The organism is Arthrobacter sp. ok362 (assembly GCF_900102785.1).
In the GTDB taxonomy this organism is placed as follows: Bacteria; Actinomycetota; Actinomycetes; order Actinomycetales; family Micrococcaceae; genus Arthrobacter.
In genome coordinates this window covers 35,393-55,829 of the sequence record NZ_FNGC01000020.1, presented here as the reverse complement: position 1 = coordinate 55,829, position 20,437 = coordinate 35,393, and the positions used below count along the sequence as shown (strand labels likewise).

18 protein-coding genes are annotated in these 20,437 nt (G+C 68.4%); 8 read left to right on the top strand and 10 right to left on the bottom strand.

Features of this window, described 5'->3' with window-relative positions; genetic code table 11:
• Window position 1: 1 nt before the first annotated feature.
• The 3 genes from tilS to dacB all read right to left on the bottom strand — a co-directional run bounded on the left by tilS (window position 2) and on the right by dacB (window position 3,916).
• Entirely contained in the window at window positions 2-1,039 is a 1,038-nt protein-coding gene (gene tilS, locus BLQ10_RS20310) for a tRNA lysidine(34) synthetase TilS (RefSeq protein WP_175558711.1), read from the bottom strand.
• 86 nt (window positions 1,040-1,125) lie between these two features.
• Window positions 1,126-2,298, bottom strand: coding sequence for a zinc-dependent metalloprotease (locus BLQ10_RS20305; protein WP_175558710.1), 1,173 nt, complete (start codon window positions 2,296-2,298; stop codon window positions 1,126-1,128).
• A 112-nt stretch (window positions 2,299-2,410) separates the two neighbouring features.
• Window positions 2,411-3,916 carry a D-alanyl-D-alanine carboxypeptidase/D-alanyl-D-alanine endopeptidase gene (gene dacB, locus BLQ10_RS20300; RefSeq protein ID WP_254785691.1) on the bottom strand — a complete coding sequence of 502 codons (1,506 nt, stop codon included), beginning with the start codon at window positions 3,914-3,916 and terminating at the stop codon, window positions 2,411-2,413.
• Between the two features lie 141 nt (window positions 3,917-4,057).
• Between dacB and BLQ10_RS20295 the strand changes: the two genes are divergently transcribed.
• Together BLQ10_RS20295 and BLQ10_RS20290 are read left to right on the top strand one after the other, a co-directional pair.
• Entirely contained in the window at window positions 4,058-4,549 is a 492-nt protein-coding gene (locus BLQ10_RS20295; protein WP_091564802.1) for an inorganic diphosphatase, read from the top strand.
• A gap of 100 nt (window positions 4,550-4,649) precedes the next feature.
• The gene (locus tag BLQ10_RS20290) at window positions 4,650-5,399 is read left to right on the top strand and encodes a DUF429 domain-containing protein (RefSeq protein ID WP_091564801.1); all 750 of its coding nucleotides are present in this window, start codon (window positions 4,650-4,652) and stop codon (window positions 5,397-5,399) included.
• Window positions 5,400-5,413: 14 nt separating this feature from the next.
• Here the strand turns inward: BLQ10_RS20290 and BLQ10_RS20285 are convergent, their stop codons facing one another.
• Entirely contained in the window at window positions 5,414-7,798 is a 2,385-nt protein-coding gene (locus tag BLQ10_RS20285) for a phosphoketolase family protein (protein WP_091564800.1), read from the bottom strand.
• Between the two features lie 176 nt (window positions 7,799-7,974).
• Between BLQ10_RS20285 and BLQ10_RS20280 the strand changes: the two genes are divergently transcribed.
• Window positions 7,975-8,574 carry a MarR family transcriptional regulator gene (locus BLQ10_RS20280; RefSeq protein WP_091564799.1) on the top strand — a complete coding sequence of 200 codons (600 nt, stop codon included), beginning with the start codon at window positions 7,975-7,977 and terminating at the stop codon, window positions 8,572-8,574.
• 42 nt (window positions 8,575-8,616) lie between these two features.
• On the opposite strand, the gene BLQ10_RS20275 is transcribed toward BLQ10_RS20280, so the two are convergent.
• Both BLQ10_RS20275 and serS read right to left on the bottom strand, forming a co-directional pair.
• Window positions 8,617-9,552, bottom strand: coding sequence for an HAD family hydrolase (locus BLQ10_RS20275; protein ID WP_091564798.1), 936 nt, complete (start codon window positions 9,550-9,552; stop codon window positions 8,617-8,619).
• A gap of 148 nt (window positions 9,553-9,700) precedes the next feature.
• Window positions 9,701-10,981, bottom strand: a complete 1,281-nt coding sequence (gene serS, locus BLQ10_RS20270) for a serine--tRNA ligase (RefSeq protein ID WP_091564797.1) — start codon at window positions 10,979-10,981, stop codon at window positions 9,701-9,703.
• Window positions 10,982-11,059: 78 nt separating this feature from the next.
• Here serS and BLQ10_RS20265 point away from each other — a divergent pair, with 78 nt between their 5' ends.
• A complete protein-coding gene (locus tag BLQ10_RS20265; RefSeq protein ID WP_091564796.1) occupies window positions 11,060-12,124 on the top strand; it encodes a diacylglycerol/lipid kinase family protein in 1,065 nt (354 codons plus the stop codon).
• Between the two features lie 23 nt (window positions 12,125-12,147).
• Here the strand turns inward: BLQ10_RS20265 and BLQ10_RS20260 are convergent, their stop codons facing one another.
• The 3 genes from BLQ10_RS20260 to BLQ10_RS20250 form a co-directional block, all read right to left on the bottom strand.
• Entirely contained in the window at window positions 12,148-12,369 is a 222-nt protein-coding gene (locus BLQ10_RS20260; RefSeq protein WP_018774949.1) for a hypothetical protein, read from the bottom strand.
• Window positions 12,370-12,463: 94 nt separating this feature from the next.
• Complete coding sequence (pheA, locus tag BLQ10_RS20255; protein WP_091564795.1) at window positions 12,464-13,447, bottom strand: prephenate dehydratase; 984 nt, start codon at window positions 13,445-13,447, stop codon at window positions 12,464-12,466.
• An 18-nt stretch (window positions 13,448-13,465) separates the two neighbouring features.
• The gene (locus tag BLQ10_RS20250; protein WP_091564794.1) at window positions 13,466-13,792 is read right to left on the bottom strand and encodes a rhodanese-like domain-containing protein; all 327 of its coding nucleotides are present in this window, start codon (window positions 13,790-13,792) and stop codon (window positions 13,466-13,468) included.
• A 288-nt stretch (window positions 13,793-14,080) separates the two neighbouring features.
• On the opposite strand from BLQ10_RS20250, the gene BLQ10_RS20245 reads away from it, so the two are divergent.
• The 4 genes from BLQ10_RS20245 to BLQ10_RS20230 all read left to right on the top strand — a co-directional run bounded on the left by BLQ10_RS20245 (window position 14,081) and on the right by BLQ10_RS20230 (window position 19,626).
• Window positions 14,081-15,556 (top strand): amidase, encoded by a 1,476-nt coding sequence (locus tag BLQ10_RS20245; RefSeq protein WP_091564793.1) that lies wholly within the window; start codon window positions 14,081-14,083, stop codon window positions 15,554-15,556.
• Between the two features lie 445 nt (window positions 15,557-16,001).
• Window positions 16,002-17,135, top strand: a complete 1,134-nt coding sequence (locus BLQ10_RS20240; RefSeq protein ID WP_091564792.1) for an alcohol dehydrogenase catalytic domain-containing protein — start codon at window positions 16,002-16,004, stop codon at window positions 17,133-17,135.
• Between the two features lie 126 nt (window positions 17,136-17,261).
• Window positions 17,262-18,767, top strand: a complete 1,506-nt coding sequence (locus BLQ10_RS20235) for a peptide MFS transporter (protein WP_091564791.1) — start codon at window positions 17,262-17,264, stop codon at window positions 18,765-18,767.
• Window positions 18,768-18,771: 4 nt separating this feature from the next.
• Window positions 18,772-19,626 (top strand): phosphotransferase, encoded by an 855-nt coding sequence (locus tag BLQ10_RS20230; protein WP_175558709.1) that lies wholly within the window; start codon window positions 18,772-18,774, stop codon window positions 19,624-19,626.
• Between the two features lie 31 nt (window positions 19,627-19,657).
• On the opposite strand, the gene BLQ10_RS20225 is transcribed toward BLQ10_RS20230, so the two are convergent.
• Window positions 19,658-20,308, bottom strand: a complete 651-nt coding sequence (locus BLQ10_RS20225; protein ID WP_091564790.1) for a DUF4190 domain-containing protein — start codon at window positions 20,306-20,308, stop codon at window positions 19,658-19,660.
• Window positions 20,309-20,437 lie beyond the last annotated feature (129 nt).

The window sequence follows — 20,437 nt, the reverse complement described above, 5'->3', positions numbered from 1 at the left end:
ACTAATTTCGGGGCGGCTGTTGAGGCCGGAATACAAGCTTCCCACAGCGGGCGGCTTCGCGGGGAACACCGGCTCCGGCGGACGGCTCCGCAGCAAGGAGCTGCGCGAGCGAGAGCCGGTAGACGCTGACCGCGCCGGGAAGCTCCACCGGGCCGGCCGATCCCTGCCGGCGCAGCAGCGCCTCGGCCGCGAGCAGGCGCTGGTAGCTGGGCTGCTGACCTCCGACGGCGGCGGCGGCCTTGGCGATCACGCGGAACCTCACGGCCGGGGCAAGATCGCGCAGCTCAGCCTCCGGGAGGCTGAGCTCCTCTCCGGTCTGCTGGCGCAGCCGGTCGAAGGTGTCTTTCGCCACGTCCTCCAGGTAGTCGGCGTCCAGCTGCAGGATCGCGGCCGTGCGGGCGAGGGATTCGGCCACGCCGGGGCCGAGCTTGTTCTCAAGCAGGGGCAGCACTTCAACCCGCGTCCGGGAGCGCGCGTACGCCGGATCCGTGTTGGACGGGTCGTGCCAGGGCACCAGGGCCTCCACCCGGCAGATCTCCAAGGTGTCCGCACGCCGCAGGCCCAGGAACGGGCGCAGCAGCCGGCCCCGGGAGGGCCGCATTCCCGCGAGGGACCGGGTGCCCGACCCCCGCGCCAGGCCGAGCAGCACTTGCTCGGCCTGGTCATCGAGGGTGTGGCCGAGCAGGATCGCGCCTGCACCTGCCTCGTCCCCGGCGGCCTCGAGGGCCGCGTGGCGGGCGTCCCGGGCAGCCGCCTCGGGGCCCACGCCGGTGGCGGCGACGTCGACGGTCCTGACCTGCACGGGAGAGAGGCCGAGGTCCTCGAGGGTCCGGGCGGTGGTTGCGGCGACCCCGGCCGAGCCCGGCTGCAGCTGGTGGTCCACGACGACGGCGCCAACGGACACAGGGTGGCCGTCCACATGACCGCGGCGGGCGAAGTAGGCGGCGACGGCGGCTAGAGCCAGCGAGTCCGGGCCTCCGCTGCAGGCGATAAGGACACGGTCCGGGTAGCCGGCCCCGGCGAGGGCGTCCTGCAGCATTTTTCGCGCCGTGCCGAGCACCGGAGCGAGGCGGCCGGGCCGGCGTCGTCCGCTGGAGACTGAGGTGGAACCGGCGTTGCGGGCAGTCATGAGGGCAAGAGGCCCATCCGGTCGAGCCAGAGCTTGGAGTCGTGGATCTCGGGTTCGCTGGGGAGATTCGCAGCGGACTCCCAGACCTTGTTGAAGCCTGACATGCCGGCGGCGGCCACCACTTCCCGCACGAACTTGGCGCCGTCACTGTACTGGCGCATCTTGGCGTCGAGGCCGAGCAGGTTGCGGATGAACTTTTCGATCATGCCGCGGTCCTGGCCGCGGGCGTTGAAACGCTGCCGGATGGTCTGCACCGACGGGACGATGCTGGCGTCCACGGCGTCCATGACCACATTGGCGTGGCCCTCAAGAAGGCTCATGAGGGCCGTCAGGCGGGACAGGGCCGCCTTTTCTTCCGGGTTCTGGAGCAGGTCCAGGATTGCGCCGCGTCCGGGCGCGGCACCGGGTGCCGCGCGGTCCTTCAGCGACTTCGCGGCCGCGGAGGCCCGTTCCATCAGGGAATCGACGTTGCCCAGCAGCAGCCCGCTGAGGTTTTCGATCTCTTGGAGCATGTGGTGCCGCAGCCACGGGGCGGCGGCGAACTGCACCCGGTGGGTCTGTTCGTGGAGGCAGACCCAGAGCCGGAAGTCCGCGGGCTCGACGTTCAGTTCGCGTTCCACGGAGATGATGTTCGGCGCAACGAGCAGCAGGCGGCCGGATGCGGGGGCCGTGGAGTTCTCGGCCAACGCGGAGAAGGGGTCGTACTGGCCCAGGACTTTGCTGGAAAGGAAGGCCAGGATGGCGCCGAGTTGGCTGCCGGTGATGGCCGCGCTGACGCCGGCAGCTCCGGGGCTGAAGGAGCCGCGGCCCTCCAGCAGCTTTTGCATGGCGGGCTTGAGCATGACGGCGAAGCTCTGAGTGTTGGCCTTGGCCCATGAGGCCCTGTCCACCACGAGGACCTCGGAGTCGCGCAGGTCCCGGGCGGCGTCAAGGCCGGTGATGTGGTGGACGTGCGGCACGGAAATGTCCGCCATGAGCCGCAGGTTTTCGACGGCGGCGCCGATCTCGGCGGCGCCCAGGACAGGGCCCGCCGGCGTCAGACGGGCTGCCGTGGACGCGGCGAGCTCCCAGTTGATGAGATCTTGGGCCTGGACCGAGGTCTCGCTTGATGTCCCGCTCGGCGTCTTTGGTGACGGATTGCTTGATGTCTCGCGTGCAGAGGGCTCCATGGGATCCATCAGATCACAGGGGCCCGACATTCCGCCTTAATTTTCGCTGACCGGCGAACCAGCCGGGCCCAAGTCCCAGGCGGGCACCGGCTTCCAGGCGGCCCGCCGACCGTCAGCGGCAGCCGCAGCCGGCGAGGACGGCGGCGGAGCGGTCCAGCGCGGCCTTGTTCGCGGCGCCGGGGGTCAGTCCGTTGCCGACGAAGGAAAAGACCAGGAGGCGGCCGTCGGCGTCGACGACGTAACCGCTGAGCGCAATGACCGTGTTCAGCGTGCCCGTCTTGGCGCGGACCAGCCCGGCGCCCGCGGCCGAAGCCGCGTCCGTGTACCGGTCCCCCAGGGTGCCGGTGAGCCCAGCGACCGGGAACCCGGTGAGGGCGGCGCGCAGCCGGGTGTCTGTCCCCGAGGTCATGGCCCGGACCACGTCCGTGAGCTGCCGGGCCGAGACCCGGTTGGCCAGGGCCAGGCCGGAGACGTCCGCGGCCCGGAGGGCGTCAGTGGGAACGCCCATGTCCTGGACCTGCGCCAGCACGGCGGCAATGGCGTCGGCGCTGCTGCCGGGCCGTCCGACGCCGCGGGCGGTCATCCGTCCCATCACCTCGGCGAGGTAGTTGTCCGAGGTCTGCAGCATGAAGTCCACCTGCTGCCCCACCGTGGCGGACTGGACCTCGGCCAGGACCTTGGCGTGTCCGCTGTCCGGTGCACTGTCCGCTGCGCTGCCGGGCTCGATCCGGGCGACCCCGGGGGCCACGGACAGCCCCGCGGCCGCCGCGGCCGCCGTGAGCCGGGCGGCGAACGCCTCGGCAGCGGTCATGGCGGCGTCCTGCGGGCGGGGTCCGGTGGTCTTGGCGGGATCGAACCTGGCGGAGTTCAATGCCAGCGGGTACAGCGGGGCCATCTCCCCGGCGGCGACGTCCTCGGGGCTCCACGCCTGGCTGAGCGACGGGCCGCTGAAGAGGGAGTCATCCAGCAGGACGCTCACGGCGCCGGTCACGCCGCCGGTCTTGAGGGCGTGGATCGTGGCCTCGGCGAGCGTGGCGAGCCCGGCGCGGCCCAGCACGGCCCCGGGGGCGGATTCTCCGGCGCCCAGGAGGACGTCGCCCCCGCCGGTCAGGACCACAGAGCCGGGGGTGGGCCCTGCCACCACCCGGGTGCTGAAGCGGCGGTCCGGGCCAAGGACGCGCAAGGCCGCGCCGGCTGTGAGCAGCTTCATGTTCGACGCCGGAATGCGGGCCTGGTCCGCCCCCCGGTCAAAGAGCACCTGCCCCGTGGTGGCGTCCTGGACGATCCCGGTGAAGGTGCCGGCGCCGTCAGGCTTGAGGGTCCTGTTGAGCTCCGCCGCGAGGGCGGCGCCGGCCGGGACTGGCGCGGCATCGCTGAGGGGCCCGATTCCGCCGGCACTGCTGCCGGGGACGCTCAGCGTGGCGGGGATCTGCTGCCACGGCAGCGCTGTCTGCGAGGCGTTGGAGGACCGGTCCGGGCCGAGGAATGCCGGGGCGATGGCGATGCCGGCAGGCAGTGCCACCGCCACCACCAGGAGGGTCTGGAGCAGCAGCGCGGGGATCCCGCGAAGCCTGCCGGGCGCCTGTCCGGTGCCCGCGCGGCTGGTTCTCGGTTTCATGCTGCTGCTGGTCCTTAGTTCTGAAATGTCCCCACTAGTTCCTGAAACCAGCGCCTCTCGCTATATCCTCAATAGTAGTCGGCGGCACCGACAGCCCTGATGCACGTGCCGCGCACCCCTGAATTCGTCAAGGAGCATTCCATGAAGCATGACGTGACCATCGAGATCCCCAAGGGATCGCGCGTCAAGTACGAAGTCGACCACGAGACCGGCCGCGTCCGCCTGGACCGCGTCCTGTTTACGTCGATGCAGTACCCCACCCACTACGGTTTCTTCGAAAACACCCTGGGTGAGGACGGAGATCCGCTGGACGCACTGGTGCTCCTCCAGGACTACGACCTCTACCCCGGCGTGATCGTCGAGTCCCGCCCGATCGGCGTTTTCAACATGACCGACGACGGCGGCGGAGACGCCAAGGTCCTGTGCGTCCCGACCGATGCCCGGTTCGACCACATCAAAGAGATCAGCGATGTCAGCGAGTTCCTGATCAAGGAAATCGAGCACTTCTTTACCCGCTACAAGGACCTGGAGCCGGGCAAGTGGGTCAAGGCCGAGGGTTGGGGCGACCGCGCCGCCGCCGAAGCCGAACTGGCTGCTTCCATCAAGCGCTACGTTCCGGCAGCTGGCCACTGACCGTTCCTGCACTCCAACGCGGGGTCGATTACCGCTCATCCGGACCTCCGGAACGGGCGGCAATTGACCCCGCGTTTTTTCGATTGGCGGGAGCCCGACGATGAGGACCCTCGGCGTCGACCTCGCTGCCGCCGCGAAGAAGACGGCGGTGGCCGTCACCGATTGGGCCGACGGCGCGGCACGCCTGGAGCATCTGTCCCTGGACGTGGGTGACGAGGAGATCCTGCGCCTCTTCGGCACCAGCGACATGACGGGGATCGACTGCCCCTTGGGCTGGCCGGACGCGTTTCTTCCCTTTATCGCCGGGCACTTGAACTTCGACGCCCATCCGGTGCTGGACCATGACGGGATCGCAGGCCGCCGGCTGCTGGCCTACCGGGACACAGACAGATTCGTCACCGGTCAAACCGGCCTGATCCCGCTCAGCGTCTCCGCGGACCGGCTGGCCCACCCGGCGATGCGTTGCGCCGTCATCCAGGCAAAGATCGCCCGGGAGTACGGGCCGCAGGCCAGGGACGGCAGCGGCCGGCTTGCCGAGGTGTACCCGGCGGCTTCGCTGAAATTGTGGGGCCTGCCGACCCGCGGCTACAAGGGGCGGGGCACACCGGAAACGGAGCGGCTGGCAGTGGCCCTTGACGCGCTGTCGACGGCGGCACCGTGGCTGGACCTGGCCGGACACGATGACCGGCTGGCCGCCTCCGATGACATGTTCGACGCCCTCATCGCCTCCCTGACCGGCCGGGCAGTCGCCCTCGGCAGGACGCTGCGCCCCGACGGACCTCCCGGGGCCGCCCTGACCGAGGGCTGGATCCACCTCCCCCGGGGCGGGCTGCAAGAGCTCCCTGGCTAGCCCCGACGGAAGGGCTACCCAATTCGCAGCGACCAGTTGCTGATCTCGGCCGGGTCCTCGCCGTGCTCCCGGGTGTGGTCCCGGGCGCGCATGCGGCTGTCCTGCAGGGACTGGCGCAACAGCGAGTGCTTCTCGGACAACCCGGGGACCCGGTCGATCGCGTCAATTGCCAGCTGGAACCGGTCGATCCCGTTCAGCATGGCCATGTCGAACGGGGTCGTGGTGGTGCCTTCCTCCTTATAGCCGCGCACATGCAGGCCCTCCCGGTTGGTGCGCCGGTACGTGAGCCGGTGGATCAGCGCGGGATAGCCGTGGTAGGCGAAGATCACCGGTTTGTCTGCCGTGAAAATGCCGTCGAAGTCCCGGGACGTCAGCCCGTGCGGGTGCTCGCTGGCGTCCTGGAGCCGCATGAGGTCCACCACGTTGACCACCCGCACTTTCAGCCCCGGCGCCCCCTGCTTTAGGAGCTCGGCCGCGGCAACGGTCTCGACCGTGGGGACATCGCCGGCACAGGCCAGGACGACGTCGGGCTCCTCACCGCTGACTTCGGAGCCGGCGAACTCCCAGATTCCCAGGCCCCGGCGGCAATGGTGCGAGGCCGCGTCCGGCCCGAGCCAGGTTGGCGAGGGCTGCTTTCCGCTGACCACGATGTTGATGTAGTCGCGGGAGCCCAGGCAGTGCTCCATCACGGCCAGCAGTGTGTTGGCGTCCGGCGGCAGGTAGACCCGGATGATCTCGGCCTTCTTGTTGACGGCGTGGTCGATGAAGCCGGGGTCCTGGTGCGAAAAGCCGTTGTGGTCCTGCTGCCACACATGGGAGGACAACAGGTAGTTCAGGGAGGCCACCGGCTGGCGCCACGGCAACTGCCGGTGGACCTTGAGCCATTTGGCATGCTGGTTGAACATCGAATCGACAATGTGGATGAACGCCTCATAGCAGTTGAACACCCCGTGCCGGCCGGTCAGCAGGTAGCCCTCCAGCCAGCCCTGGCAGAGGTGTTCGCTCAGGACCTCCATCACCCGCCCGGCCCGGGCAATATGCTCATCCAGCGCATCAATCCTGTACTGCCAGACCTTGTCGGTGGCCTCGTAGACGTCCTGCAGCCGGTTCGACGCGGTCTCGTCGGGGCCGAAAAGCCGGAAGGTGTCCGGGTTCAGCGCAATCACATCCCGCAGCCAGGGACCGAGCGTCATCATGGGACTGATCCGTTCAGCTCCGGGTTCGGCAACGTCGACGGCGTGCCGGCGGTAGTCCGGCAGGGTGAGCGGACGCAGCAGGAGCCCGCCGTTGGCATGAGGGGTTGCGCTCATCCGCAGCGGACCGGCAGGGGCGTTCCCGGCCGTCTCCGGCAGCAGGCGTCCGCGGCCGTCGAAGAGTTCCTCCGGCCGGTAGGACTCGAGCCACTGCTCCAGCTGGCTCAGGTGCTCAGGGTTGGTGCGGACCTCGTCCAGCGGGACCTGGTGGCTGCGCCAGGTCCCCTCCACCTGCTTCCCGTCAACTTTCTTGGGCCCGGTCCAGCCCTTGGGCGAACGCAGCACGATCATCGGCCACTGCGGAGCGCCATCCTGCGCCGTCCCGCCGCTGCGGTGGCGCTGCTGGATGGTCCGGATCTGGGCCAGGCAGGTGTCCAGTGCGGCCGCGAAATCCCGGTGCGCCGCGGCTGTGTCCGCCGGGTCGGCCACCGTGACGAAATGGGGGACGTGCCCGTAGCCGCGTAGCAGCTGATCCAGCTGGGCTTCTGGCATGCGGGCCAAAATCGTGGGGTTGGCAATCTTGTAGCCATTCAGGTGCAGAATGGGCAGCACCGCGCCGTCGGCCGCCGGGTCCAGGAAGTTGTGTGAATGCCAGCTGGCGGCCAGCGGCCCGGTCTCGGCCTCGCCGTCCCCGATGACGACGGCGGTGATCAGCTCCGGGTTGTCGAAGACGGACCCGTACGCGTGTGCGAGTGAGTAGCCGAGCTCGCCGCCTTCGCTGATCGAGCCGGGGGTCTCCGGGGCGGCGTGGCTTGGTATGCCTCCCGGATAGGAGAACTGCCGGAACAGCTCGGCCAGGCCGGCTTCGTCGTCGCTGACGTGGCCGTAAATCTCCGAATAGGTGCCTTCCAGCCAGGCGTTGGCCACCAATGCGGGGCCGCCATGGCCGGGGCCGGCGACGAACAGCATCTGCTGGTTGTCCCGGCGGATCGCCCGGTTCAGGTGGGCATAGACAAAATTCAGTCCGGGTGTGGTCCCCCAGTGGCCAAGGAGCCGGGACTTTGTGTGTTCCGCGCTGAGGGGTTCACGCAGCAGCGGATTGGACCGAAGGTAGATTTGCCCCACTGAGACATAGTTCGCCGCGCGCCACCAGCGGTCCACCAGGTCCATGGCTGTTGTGTCCAGGATCGGGCCGTCGGCTGGCATCTGAGTGCGGGTGGTTCCATTCACGTCACTGCTCACTAGGGGTCCTCGCTTTGCTTGGTCCTGCCTCGGCGTATTTTGTCCATCGCAACACGTCAGGCGGACGGGACACAACTCCGGTCCACCGGCGCCGCCGGCGACTTGCCCCCCAAGTGCCAGCAGGTAGTGTGTCATCCAGAATGTTCACGCTGACCATCAATCAAACCGACAGCCGGCGCGACGGCGACCGTGTGCCGCAGCTCCTCAAGGACCTGCGGCACATTCCGGCGCGCCTCGATTTCGACCGGTCCGTCGAGGACGAGGTCCAAGGGATCCTGGACTGTCCGCATCAGGCGGTGGAAGCGGCCATGGTCGCCCTGCGCAGCGGCAGCTGGTACGTGGGCATTGGCGTGGGGCCGGTCAATGAACCCCTGCCGAACCAGATCAAGGACGCCTCCGGACACGGGCTGATCTATGCCCGGCGCGCCGTGGATCGCCTCCGGAACGGCAAGGACCGCGTTCGGGTGGCCGTGGAGGGACCGCTGGCCGATATTGCGGCTGAGGCCGAAGCCGTCCTGCGTCTGCTGGGCCACATTGTGCACGACCGGAGTCACGCCGAATGGCGGGTGCTGGACCTGCTCACTCCAGGGGTGCGGGGTCAGCAGAAGGCAGTCGCCGAGGAACTCGGGATCACCACGCAGGCGGTGAGCAAGGCCGTGGCCCGCTCCCAGTGGAACGAAGAGCACGCGGCCCGGCCCGCTGCGGCAAGGCTCCTGAGCCTCATCCTGGACGTCCGCTAGCCGGCCCGGTCCCGCCCTGGAACCTCCCGTCCCGCGCGGCGCTTAGAGGAGGCTGCGAAGTACGTGCGCGGCGCCGTCGTCGTAGACCGATTTCGTCACTTCATCTGCGGCGGCAATCACTTCAACGGGGGCCTGGCCCATGGCCACGCCGCGCCGCGCCCAGGTCAGCATCTCGATGTCGTTGCGGCCATCCCCGACGGCGACAGTGCGGTGGGCTTCAATGCTGAGCCGGTCCCGGAGCTGCTCCAGCGCGCTGGCCTTTGTGACACCGGCGGCGGCAATGTCCAGCCATGCCGTCCAGCCCACCGAATACGTCACGCCGGCGAGCCCGATGTGGCGGATCGCGGTGTTGAACTCTTCGGGCGTGTTCTCAGAGCTGAAGACCACCACGCGCACGGCAGTTGCCTCCAGCATGGTCTGGAAGTCGACGCCGACCGCTTCGACGCCGAAGCTGGCGTCCTGGAAGCGTTCGGTGGACAGGAAGTTGCCGTCCCCGTCCTCGAGCGCGTACTTGGCCGTGGGCAGCCGCTTGCGCAGGGCGCGAAGCACCGGCCCGGGGTCAAATGTTGCCTTGTGGAGGATTTCGTAGCCGTCCGGCAGCCCGGAGTCGACACGCAGGATCACACCGCCGTTGGAGCACACGGCGTAGCCGTTGTCGATCCCGATGTGTTCGATGACGGGCAACGTGGCGTTGAGGGACCGGCCGGTGGCGATCATGACGTGGTGGCCGGCAGCCACGACGGCCTGGGCGGCCTCGCGGACAGGATCCGACATGTGCCCATCGTGGTCCACGAGGGTGCCGTCGACGTCCAAGGCGATCAGCATCTTTTCGCCGGCGCCGTTCCGGGCGCTTTTGTCCCGGGCCGACCTGGTCGGGGCTGCCGCGTTCCGGTCTGCCGTGTTCTTCTCTGTCGTGTTCTGGTGTGTGGTGCGCCGGTCATCGTTGCCGGCGACTGAGGATTCAGTCATGGTTGTCATCTCACAAGTAGAGCAGACACCCCCGACGGCCGCTAGGACACACGCCACAGCAGGGCGTGAACTTGCGGTAAACACCCACACTTTGTCCCCAGTGTGAATGTTTACCCGGCGGCCACCGGAGGCCTGGCTGGCGGTTAGGGACCGGGGGTTAGAGGACGGGGAAGACCGTCATGCCGCCGAGGTACTTCTGCAGTGCGGCGGGGACGTTGACGGAGCCGTCGGGGTTCTGGTGGTGCTCCAGGATGGCGACGATCCAGCGCGTGGTGGCCAGGGTGCCGTTGAGCGTGGCCACGGCCCGGGTGCCCTTGGGCGCACCGTCCTCGTTGACAACCCGTTCCCGGATGTTCAGGCGGCGCGCCTGGAACGTCGTGCAGTTCGAGGTGGAGGTCAGCTCCCGGTATGCGCCCTGGGTGGGGACCCAGGCCTCACAGTCGAACTTCCGGGCCGCCGAATTGCCCAGATCCCCGGCCGCAGTGTCAATGACGCGGTACGGGAGCTCGCACTTGGCCAGCATCTCCTCTTCCCACGCCAGGAGGCGGGCGTGCTCGGCGGCGGCCTCCTCAACGGTGGTGTAGATGAACATCTCCACCTTGTTGAACTGGTGGACGCGGATGATGCCGCGGGTGTCCTTGCCGTGCGAACCCGCCTCGCGGCGGTAGCACGAGCTCTGGCCTGCGTAGCGGATGGGACCGGCCGAAAGGTCCAGGATCTCGTCGGCGTGGTAACCGGCGAGGGCTACTTCCGAGGTGCCCACCAGGTACAGGTCGTCTTCGGCGAGACGGTAGATCTCGGCGTCGTGCTTGACGTCGAAGCCGGTGCCCTGCATGGTTTCCGGGCGGACCAGGGTGGGCGTGATCATGGGGACGAACCCGGCATCGATGGCCTGTTCCATGGCCATCTGGAGCAGCGCCATTTCCAGCCGGGCGCCGACGCCGCGCAGGAAGTAGAAGCGGGAACCGGAAACCTTCGCCCCGCGTTCCATGTCGATGGCCCCGATCAGCTCGCCGATCTCCAGGTGGTCCTTCGGCTCGAAGTCGGGGAATTCGCGCGGCTTGCCCACCGTCTTGACCACAATGTAGTCGTCCTCGCCGCCGGCCGGGACGCCGTCCTCGATCAGGTTGGGGATGGCGCGGAGCAGTTCCTCCTGGGTTGTCTGGGCTAGATCGGCCTCCGCCGATGCGCTCTTGACTGAAGCAGCCAGAACCTTCAGCTCGGCGAGGAGGGCCTGCTTCTCCTCGCCCTTGGCCTGAGCGACCTTCTTGCCGTAGACATTCTGTTCGGCCCGGAGGTTCTCGAACCGGATCAGCGCCGCGCGCCGGGCCGAGTCCGCAGCGATGATCGCGTCCACCACGGATTCGTCGGCGCCGCGGGCGCGCTGGCTGGCACGGAACTTGTCCGGATATTCGCTGAGGTCTTTTACGTCGATCACCAGACAAGAGTATCCAATCCGGCCACCGTTGCCGGGCAAGCCCGGCGGAGGACGCTGGCGGGATACTGTTGGATCACAATGCGCGACTGGCTGCTCTACCTCGTCATCGCTGGGGTCCTGGTCTTCGCCGCCTCCAGTTGGTGGGGGGTGCGCCGGCTGAAGGTCAAGCACACCCGCCGTGCCGTGTGGGAGGAGACCCACAGCCCGGGCCCGGGCCGCCAGACGGTGGCCGTGGTCCTGAACCCGATCAAGGCGAGGTCGGTCGAGGCCCGGGGCCTGATTGATGCCGCGTGCGCGGAGGCCGGCTGGCCGGCGCCGCGTGTCTTTGAAACCACCGCGGAGGACCCCGGCTTCTCGCAGGCGCAGGCGGCGGTGGCCTACGGGGCCGACGTCGTCCTGGCCGCCGGCGGCGACGGTACCGTGCGTGTGGTGGCCGAGGTCCTCGCCGGGACGGACACCGCGATGGGCCTGATCCCGCTGGGCACGGGGAATCTCCTGGCCCGCAATGTGCATCTGGAGGTGAACGACCTCTCCGGCAACGTGCAGGCGGCCTTGTTCGGGCATCAGCGGTTCATCGATACGGCGCGGCTCAGCCTGGAGAATTCACACACCGGGGAATCCGCGCAGCACACGTTCCTGGTGATCGCGGGCATGGGCATGGACGCCGAGGTGGTCACTGACACCCTTGTCGGCCTGAAGAACACGGTGGGCTGGCTGGCGTATACGGAAGCCTGGGTCCGGCACCTTGCGGGGCGCCGGAAGAAGGTCTCGATAGCGCTGGATGACCAGCCTGAGCAGGCCCGGAAGATCCGCAGCGTCTTGTTCGCGAATTGTGGCCTGATCCCCGGGGGAATCGACTTCATCCCGCAGGCCATGATCGATGACGGGATGCTGGACATCGTGGTGATGAGCCCGCGCAGTGCAATCGGCTGGCTGGCCATGTCCACAAAGATCGTGTTGAAGCACAAGAAGGACCTGCCAGTCATGACGTATTACCGCTCCGGCAAGATCACCATCCGGTGCCCCGAACCTATGCCCACCCAGGTCGACGGCGATCCTTCGGGCGAGGCCACGAAGGTCACCGTGGAGGTGGCGCCGGGATCCCTGCTGGTCCGGGTCAAGGCCGGTACCGAAGGCGGCTAGGCCGACGGCGACTGGGGCGAGGACTAGGCGCTGGCGGCCTTCTTCGCCTCTGCCGCCTTTTTTGCCTCTGCTGCAGCCTTGGCGGCCCGGGCTTCGGACTGCTCCCGGATCATGGCCTGTTCCTCTTCGAAGCGCAGGCGGTCCGCGCGGTCGGCGTCGTCGCCGTCCCAGTCCTGGTTCTCAGCAGTCGGCTTGGGATTGACAATCATTCCCTGGCCGTCATTTTCTGTGCTGGTGCCTGACATGACCCGCTCCCTCCCGTAGGGGACTTCCCCAATATGGATCAGGCAAGCATACGCACAGTTGGGAGGGGGTGGAAGTGCGCCATATGGCATTTGCCTACGCTCTGGGCGAAGCTCCCGGCGTATATTCCGCCTCAGCAGATGCGCCGCCCAGTATGTCTTTCACCCACGCATGCGCGGCGCGGAATGCCTGGTCCGAGGTGTGCGGGGCTACGTTGGTCCGGTGGCCGTCGGCACGCTGGTAGGAGCCGAGGAAGCGGGTGGCCGGGCTGATCCGGTGCAGGCCTGCGAGCGCGTCGGCCACCCGTGCGTCGGCTACGTGGCCATCGGCATCAATGCTGAAAAAGTAGTGGCCCAGGTACTGCCCGGTCGGCCGGGATTCGATCCGGCTCAGGTTCACGCCGCGGGTGGCGAACTGGTCGAGGATCTCCATCAGCGCACCCGGCCGGTCCTCGGGCAGCGGCACCACCACGGTGGTCTTGTCCGCGCCGGTGGGGGCCGGCAGTTCGCCCGGTCGGCCCACGAGCACGAACCGGGTGACCGCGCCGGGGTTGTCACCTATGTTTTCGGCTAGCACCTTCAGGGCGGGCTGCTCGGTGGCCACTATCGGGGCGCAGATCGCGGCGTCGTAGTGGGCCCCGTCGCCGTCCAGCAGGCCCATGGCCGCAGCGGCGGTGGATGACCCGGGGATATATTCCGCGTTGGGAATGTTAGTGTCCACCCAGAGCCGGCACTGGGCCCAGGCGTGACCGTGGGTGGAGACGCGCCGGATGTCCCCGATCGCCACGCCGGGCCTGGCCACCAGGACGAAGCTGATGGGCACCAGGGCCTCCCGGAGGATCCTGAGTTCCTGGCCGGTGGCGATGGCGTCCAAGGTAGCCGTGACGCCGCCCTCGACCGAGTTTTCGATCGGCACCATGGCCGCATCGACGGAGCCGTCCCGCACCTTGTCCAGCGCCGTGTTCACATTCGAGGACGGGATGCGAATAGCCTTCGCCGCGTCCGGGACCTGCATCAAGGCGGCCTCGGTGAAGGTGCCCTCGGGTCCGAGGAATGTGTAGGTGAGCGTTGGTGCGGGCATCAGTTCTTCCTTCTTCAGTTACAGGACAACCGGTTTGAGGCCGTTGTCGGACACCAGCGGCATGCCGGACTCGACCCACTGGTCCATGCCGCCGGCCACATTCAGCGCGGAATATCCCATTCCCACGAGCCACTGCGTGGCCCGGTAGGAACGGCCGCCGGTGCGGCAAATGACATAGACGTCCTCGTCCGGGTCGAGCTCCTCGATCCGGGCCGGCAGCTGGTCCATGGGAACGTGCAGGGCGCCCTCGGCATGGCCCGCAACCCATTCATAGTCCTCGCGGACGTCCACGATCTTGGCACCATCGGGGATGCCGGACACGCTTACGGTCTGGAAGTCGCTCATGTTCACCCTTTCCGCGGAATTCAAGCTCCGATCCCAGCGTATCCCCCGCCGCTTCCAGGGCGCCCACGCTGGCGGCAGGTTACGCTTCTGGAGACCGCAAAGGAGACCTGATGGCTGCCGAACACCCCGCGGAGCGGCCCGTCCGCGGCCCCCGCCACGGGACATGCCCTCCCCTGGCCGCGAGCGCTGGACATGATGCCATTGTGTCCTTCCGCGGTGCGCAAGAATGGGCATGTCCCCCCGGGATCCACGCCGCGCAGCCCGGGGAACGGCTGGAGTCCCGCCTCCTTGGCTGAGATCCACGAACTCTCCGCCGTCCAGCTCCGCGACGCGCTCCGATCCGGGGAGCTGTCCGCCAGGCAGTCCACCGATCACTTCCTGGACCGCATCGAAGCCCAAAATCCGCACCTCGGGGCCTTCATTACCGTCACCGCGGAACAGGCGCAGAAGGACGCCGCGGCGGCGGACCGGCTCCACGCCCTCCGGAGCCGGAACGGCGGCGCTCTGCCCGCGCTGCATGGAATGCCGGTCGCCTTCAAGGACCTGACGGATGTGGCAGGGGTCGTGACCACGCATGGCAGCGCCGCCCTGGAGCGCAAACCGGCGCTGGCCGACGGCGCGCTTCCCGTCGCGCTCAAGACTGCGGGGGTCATCTCGCTGGGCAAGACTCAGGTCCCGGAGTTCGGCCTGACGGCCTACAGCGAGAACCGGGTCGCTCCGCCGTCGCGTAATCCGCATGCACTCAGCCGCAGTTCGGGCGGCTCCTCGGGCGGCAGCGCTGCCGCCGTGGCCGCGGGGCTGTTGCCGTTCGCCCCCGGGTCCGACGGCGGCGGCTCCGTGCGGATCCCGGCCGCGGCGTGCGGGCTGGTCGGGCTGAAGCCCGGACGCGGGCTCGTGCCGGCCGGGGAAAGCGCGGGCGATCCCGCCCAGCTCGTGGTTGCCGGACCGCTCGCCCGCTCCGCCGCCGATGCCGCCCTGTTGCTCGATGCCCTGATGCCCGGTGCGACCCCGCAAGGACCGGGCCAACAAAGTGCGGACAGGCAGGCCGCGGTCGGCGGCGCGCACGCCGGCTATCTCGAACTGACCGCCAGGGAGCCGCGCCGGCTGCGGATCGGGATGAGCCTCGACAGCCCCTGGCAATCAATGTTCCCTTTCGTCCCGGACCGGGAGGCGCTCGAGGCGCTGGCCGACGGCGTCGCGCGGCTGGAGGCGGCGGGACACGAGACGTCGGCGGCCGCGATTCGCTATGACAACCGCTACCCGGACGCCTTCACCACTGCCTGGACCGCCGGCATTGGCAGCGCGCGAATCTCACCCCAGCGCGAGGCGCTCCTGACCCCGCTCACAAGGACGTTCCGCCGGCGCGCACAGCAACGCAGTGCGGCCAAAGTCAATGAATCCGTCGGGTTCCTCCGGCAGTTCCAGCGCGACACGATCGCCCAGTACGCCCAATGGGACCTCATAGTTACGCCGGCCTTGGCGCAGACGCCCCGCCCGGTGGGCTGGTTCACGGGCGCGACCCACGGCGGGGACTACTGGCCGGCCGCAGAATGGGCCGGCGACGCCGACGACGACTACCGCAAACAGTGCGAATACGCGCCGTGGTCGTCCATGGTGAACGTCTGCGGGCTGCCGGCAATCAGTATCCCGGTGCACTGGACCGGCGGCGCCGCCGGTTCGGGCCTGCCGATGGGCATCCAGCTAATCGGGCCAATAGGCTCCGAGGGGCTGCTGCTCCAGGTGGCCGCCCAACTGGGGTTCTAGCCAAGGACCCGCCGCTCACCCGGGACATGCCCGCCCCTCACGCCGAGCACGGGACATGTTCGGAGCGCAGGTCGAACAAGGGACATGTCCAACCTCCACCGCTGAGGACGTGCCCACTCCCCACGCCGCACACGGGACATGCCCAACTGCCACATGTCCAACCTCCACCGCTGAGGACATGCCCACTCCGCACGCCGCACACGGGACATGTCCAGCGCTCACCGGGGACATGCCCACTCCTTGCCGCGGCCGCTGGGCACAATGCCATCTTGTCCACCCGCGGGCGCCAAGAATGAGCATGTCCCCCGGTTGGGCCAAGGAAACCAACCGGCCCACCCCCTCCGCCCGGCGTCAGTGCGGCCGCCGTCGGGAGCCCCAAATGGACGCTGGCTGCGGCCGGCGGCTATCGTTCACTCAAACCCGACGCGGCCGCGAAAGAGGACCAATGAAGATCACCGGTGCAGTACTCGAGGAAATCGGCCGCCCGCGTCCCTTCGCGGAATCCAGGCCCATCAGCATCTCCGAGCTGGAACTCGCGGCTCCCGGGCCCACCGAGATTCTCGTCCGGCTGGAGGCCGCCGGGATCTGCCACTCGGACCTGAGCGTCGTCGACGGCAACCGGGTCCGGCCAGTCCCCATGCTGCTGGGCCACGAGGCGGCGGGCCGGGTCGTGGAGGTCGGGTCCGGCGTCAATGATCTGCAGCCCGGGCAGCGCGTGGTCATGTCCTTCCTGCCCCGGTGCGAGAACTGCGCCAACTGCGCCGAAGACGGCCGGCTGCCCTGCACGGCCGGTTCGCAGAGCAACAACGAAGGGACCCTGCTGCACGGATCCAGGCGCTTGAGCCGCGGGGGCGAGCCCGTCCACCACCATCTGGGCGTCTCGGGATTCGCCACCCACGCCGTGGTGGACCGCGCTTCCGCCGTGCCGGTGGACGACGACATCCCGGCGGACATTGCGGCGGTCCTGGGCTGCGCCGTGCTGACCGGCGGCGGTGCGGTGCTCAACGCGGCCCGGCCCCGCCCGCAGGACAGCATCATGGTCGTCGGTCTCGGCGGCGTGGGCATGGCGGCGCTCATCACCGCCATCTCCCAGGGAATCTCGCGGATCATCGCCGTGGACACGCTGGAGCAGAAACTCGATCACGCCCGCCGCCTCGGCGCGCACGAAACGTACACTCCGCAGCAGGTCCTCGACGCCGGGGTCAAAGCCAGGTATGTGATCGAATGCGCGGGGAATCCGCGCGCGTTCGAAACCGCGTTTGCCGCCACCGCCCCCGGCGGGACCACCGTCACGGCCGGGCTGCCCTCCCCCGATGCCCGCGCCCAGCTGGCGCCGCTGACCGTCACCGCCGAAGCCAGGACGATCGTGGGGAGCTACCTTGGTTCCGCCGTCCCGTCGCGGGACATCCCGAAATACGCCCAGCTGTGGCGGGACGGGAAACTGCCTGTCGAGGAGCTGATCTCGGACCGCATCGCCCTCGCCGATATCAACCGGGCCATGGACCAGCTGGCAGACGGCCATGCCATCCGGCAGATCATCATGTTCGACGCCGGCGAGCCCGTCGGGGAGCCCGCCTAGGACACGGCCGCCCAGCCCGGCACGCCCTGGGAAACCGCCGAAAGAGAGGCAAAACACGGTCCGGGTTGCTTGCCTCGGGCCTGCCCGAATGTGACAATCGCGCGTCACAATGTCACCATTAAGTAAATGAGCACAACTCATTTATCCAATCCCCCCGCTACAACGCCGGGCGATCCCTCATTCAGTCCCCCCACCAAGACGCCGGGCGACACATCGTTTTTTGGCCACCCAAAGATGCTGGCCAGCCTCTTCTCCGTAGAGATGTGGGAGCGCTTCTCCTTCTACGGAATGCAGGGGATCCTCCTCTACTACATGTACTTCACGGCCGCCCAGGGTGGCCTTGAGATTCCGCAGGCCTTGGCGGCCGGCCTCGTCGGCGCCTACGGTGGCGGCGTCTACCTCTCCACAATCCTAGGCGCCTGGCTCGCGGACCGGCTCTTCGGGTCGGAGCGGGTGCTGTTCGGCGCGGCCGTCCTGATCATGGCGGGCCACATCGGGCTGGCACTCGTGCCCGGCATACCCGGCCTGATCGCCGGACTGGTGCTGGTGGGCGTCGGCTCCGGCGGCCTGAAGGCCAATGCCACCGCCCTCGTCGGCAGCCTGTACGGCGAGAAGGACGAACGCCGCGACGCGGGGTTCTCCATCTTCTACATGGGCATCAACGCCGGTGCGCTGATCGGCCCGCTGGTCACCGGCTGGCTGCAGGAAAGCCAGGGCTTCCACTGGGGCTTCGGCGCCGCCGCCGTCGGCATGGCCATAGGCCTGGTCATCTACACGCTGGGCCGCAAGAAGCTGCCTGAAGAAGCACACCGGGTACCGAACCCCCTCCCCGCCGCCCAGCGCACCCGCTACGGCCTGATCTTCGCCGGCATCGCTGTGATCATCGCAGTGCTGCTCGCGACCGGCACCGTCAACGCCGAGAACCTTGCCATGTCCATGGCCTACGCGGCCATTGGCGCGTCTGTGCTGTACTTCGCCCTGATCTTCAAGAGCAAGAAGATCACCCCCACCGAGCGCGGACGGGTGGCGGCGTTTATCCCGCTGTACATCGCCTCGGCCGCATTCTGGGCGCTGTTCCAGCAGCAGTTCACGTTCATTGCCGTGTACTCGGAGGAGAAACTGGACCGGAATCTCTTCGGCTGGGAAATGCCTGCCGCCTGGGTCCAGTCCATCAACCCGGTGTTCATCATCATCTTTGCCGGCATCATGGCTGCCCTGTGGACCCGGCTCGGCCGAAAGCAGCCCGGTTCGGCCCTGAAGTTCTCGATAGGCCTCTTCGTGATGGGCCTTGCTTTCCTGGCCTTCATCCCGCTGGCCGGCGGCGGCAAGACCCCTCTGCTGGCCCTGGTTGGAATCCTGCTTCTGTTCACCCTCGCAGAGCTGTTCCTCTCCCCCATCGGCCTGTCTGTGACCACCAAGCTGGCGCCCAAGGCCTTCCACACCCAGATGGTGGCACTGTTCTTCCTCTCCGTCTCCTTGGGCACTACCCTGGCCGGCATCCTGTCCGGTCTGTACAACCCGCAGGACGAGCTGCCCTACTTCATCGGCATCGGTGGAACCGCGATGCTGCTGGCTGTCGGACTGGCGGTCGCCTCGCCGGCGATCAAGAAGCTCATGGGCGGCGTACGCTGACCCGATGAACCCCGCACATCGCGTCCCGGTTGCTTCGCGCGTCTACACCCCCGCCCCCGGCGAGGCGTCCGACGTCGAACATATGCCGGCGGGCGATGTCACCGACGGTGTGGTGCGGGTTGGCGGAACCATCCGCCGCCCGCACCAACCGCAATCCCTCGCCGTGGGCGAGTACCTCGACTGGCTGGACGACGCCGGCTTTGCGGGGTCCCCGCGCTTCCTCGGCCGCGACGCACAGGGCCGGGATGTCCTGACGTTCGTGCCGGGACAGTGCTCCGGGGCCTTTCCCGAAGCCTGGGTGCAGTCCGGGGACCTATTGGTCTCCGTGGGGCGCCTGGTGCGGCGCCTGCACACGGCGTCGGCAGGCTTCGTGCCGGAGGCTCACCCGTTCCCGCCGCGGCCGGTCCAGCCGAACCCTACCGACGCTGCCGGGCTCATTTGCCATCTGGACATAACACCGCAGAACGTGGTGGTCCGGGACGGCCTGGCCGCGGGGCTGGTGGATTTCGACCTCGCCGGACCCGCCACTGCACTTCATGATTCTCTCAATACCGCCATGCACTGGGTGCCGCTCCGCGACCCCGCCGACGCGTGGCCAGGCTGGGAAGACCAGGACCCGTTCCACCGGCTGCGCATCTTCGCCGACGCCTACGGCTGGACCGAGGATGAACGACGTCGGGTGCCCGGTGCCGGGATCGAGGCCGCCGCGCTGAGCTACGAGCGGATGCGGCACAACGCCGCTGCCCTGGGCGGCGGCTGGGCCCGGATGTGGCAGGACGGCGTGGGTGGCCTGATCAACCGCCGGCGCGCGTGGCTTGAGGCCAATGCCGGACCGCTGGTGGCTGCGCTGACACGCTGAGCCGACGCCGGCCCTCAGCCGCTGGGCAGGCCTAGACGCCGTATCCGCTGTTGCGCGCGGTGCCGATGACCAGTCCGAAAATGACCAGCACCAGGATGGTGACGGCGATGCCCACGTACCCCATCACGAGGCCGGCGATCGCCATGCCCCGGCCGGCCGGTTCGCGCCGCAGGGCGAGGTGTCCCAGGATGACGGCGGCCAGCTGCGGGAGCAGGAAGAATCCGAATCCCACCAGCGCGGCGATGCCGCAGCACATGCTGACGATGCTCAGGGTTTTGGGCGCAGACGGCGCCCCGTAGTACGCGGGCTGGCCATAGGCGTTGGGGCTGCCCGGCTGAGCGTACGGCGACGGTTGGCCATACGGCGGCTGGCCGTAGGCCGGCTGGCCCGCGGCATATGGCGTCCGGCCGGACTCGCCGTAGACCGGAGGGTACGGGCTTGAGAACTGGCCATGGTCCGGTGCCGCCTGGCCGGGCTGCTGGGGGGACTCAGGCTGCCGGCCCGTGTAGGGCTGCTGCTGGGATTCAGGTTGCGCGAACTGCTGCGTCGCTGATTGGCCTTGGTCCTGGCTGGCGGGCGGCGCCTGCTCTGGCGGAACGTCCGGTTGGTGGTCCGGGAGTCGGAGGGTCGGCTGGTAACCCTCCGGGGTCTCGTCTTTGCCTTGTTTTGGCTGTTCAGTCATGGCATGTCCCCTTATGAAGTCTCTGGATCCAGCGTACCGCCGCCGGGTTGGCTTGGGACCGGGCCGATCGGCGGGTTTTCTTTCGTCACAGGAACGGGTTTGACGCGAAACCGTGTTGCACTCCGCCCC

Coding starts and splice junctions, on each gene's coding strand:
- tilS (WP_175558711.1), bottom strand. CDS start 1,039: ATGCTGCAGGACGCCCTCGCCGGGGCCGGCTACCCGGACCGTGTCCTT.
- BLQ10_RS20305 (WP_175558710.1), bottom strand. CDS start 2,298: ATGGAGCCCTCTGCACGCGAGACATCAAGCAATCCGTCACCAAAGACG.
- dacB (WP_254785691.1), bottom strand. CDS start 3,916: ATGAAACCGAGAACCAGCCGCGCGGGCACCGGACAGGCGCCCGGCAGG.
- BLQ10_RS20295 (WP_091564802.1), top strand. CDS start 4,058: ATGAAGCATGACGTGACCATCGAGATCCCCAAGGGATCGCGCGTCAAG.
- BLQ10_RS20290 (WP_091564801.1), top strand. CDS start 4,650: ATGAGGACCCTCGGCGTCGACCTCGCTGCCGCCGCGAAGAAGACGGCG.
- BLQ10_RS20285 (WP_091564800.1), bottom strand. CDS start 7,798: ATGCCAGCCGACGGCCCGATCCTGGACACAACAGCCATGGACCTGGTG.
- BLQ10_RS20280 (WP_091564799.1), top strand. CDS start 7,975: ATGTTCACGCTGACCATCAATCAAACCGACAGCCGGCGCGACGGCGAC.
- BLQ10_RS20275 (WP_091564798.1), bottom strand. CDS start 9,552: ATGACAACCATGACTGAATCCTCAGTCGCCGGCAACGATGACCGGCGC.
- BLQ10_RS20265 (WP_091564796.1), top strand. CDS start 11,060: ATGCGCGACTGGCTGCTCTACCTCGTCATCGCTGGGGTCCTGGTCTTC.
- BLQ10_RS20260 (WP_018774949.1), bottom strand. CDS start 12,369: ATGTCAGGCACCAGCACAGAAAATGACGGCCAGGGAATGATTGTCAAT.
- pheA (WP_091564795.1), bottom strand. CDS start 13,447: ATGCCCGCACCAACGCTCACCTACACATTCCTCGGACCCGAGGGCACC.
- BLQ10_RS20250 (WP_091564794.1), bottom strand. CDS start 13,792: ATGAGCGACTTCCAGACCGTAAGCGTGTCCGGCATCCCCGATGGTGCC.
- BLQ10_RS20240 (WP_091564792.1), top strand. CDS start 16,002: ATGAAGATCACCGGTGCAGTACTCGAGGAAATCGGCCGCCCGCGTCCC.
- BLQ10_RS20235 (WP_091564791.1), top strand. CDS start 17,262: ATGAGCACAACTCATTTATCCAATCCCCCCGCTACAACGCCGGGCGAT.
- BLQ10_RS20230 (WP_175558709.1), top strand. CDS start 18,772: ATGAACCCCGCACATCGCGTCCCGGTTGCTTCGCGCGTCTACACCCCC.
- BLQ10_RS20225 (WP_091564790.1), bottom strand. CDS start 20,308: ATGACTGAACAGCCAAAACAAGGCAAAGACGAGACCCCGGAGGGTTAC.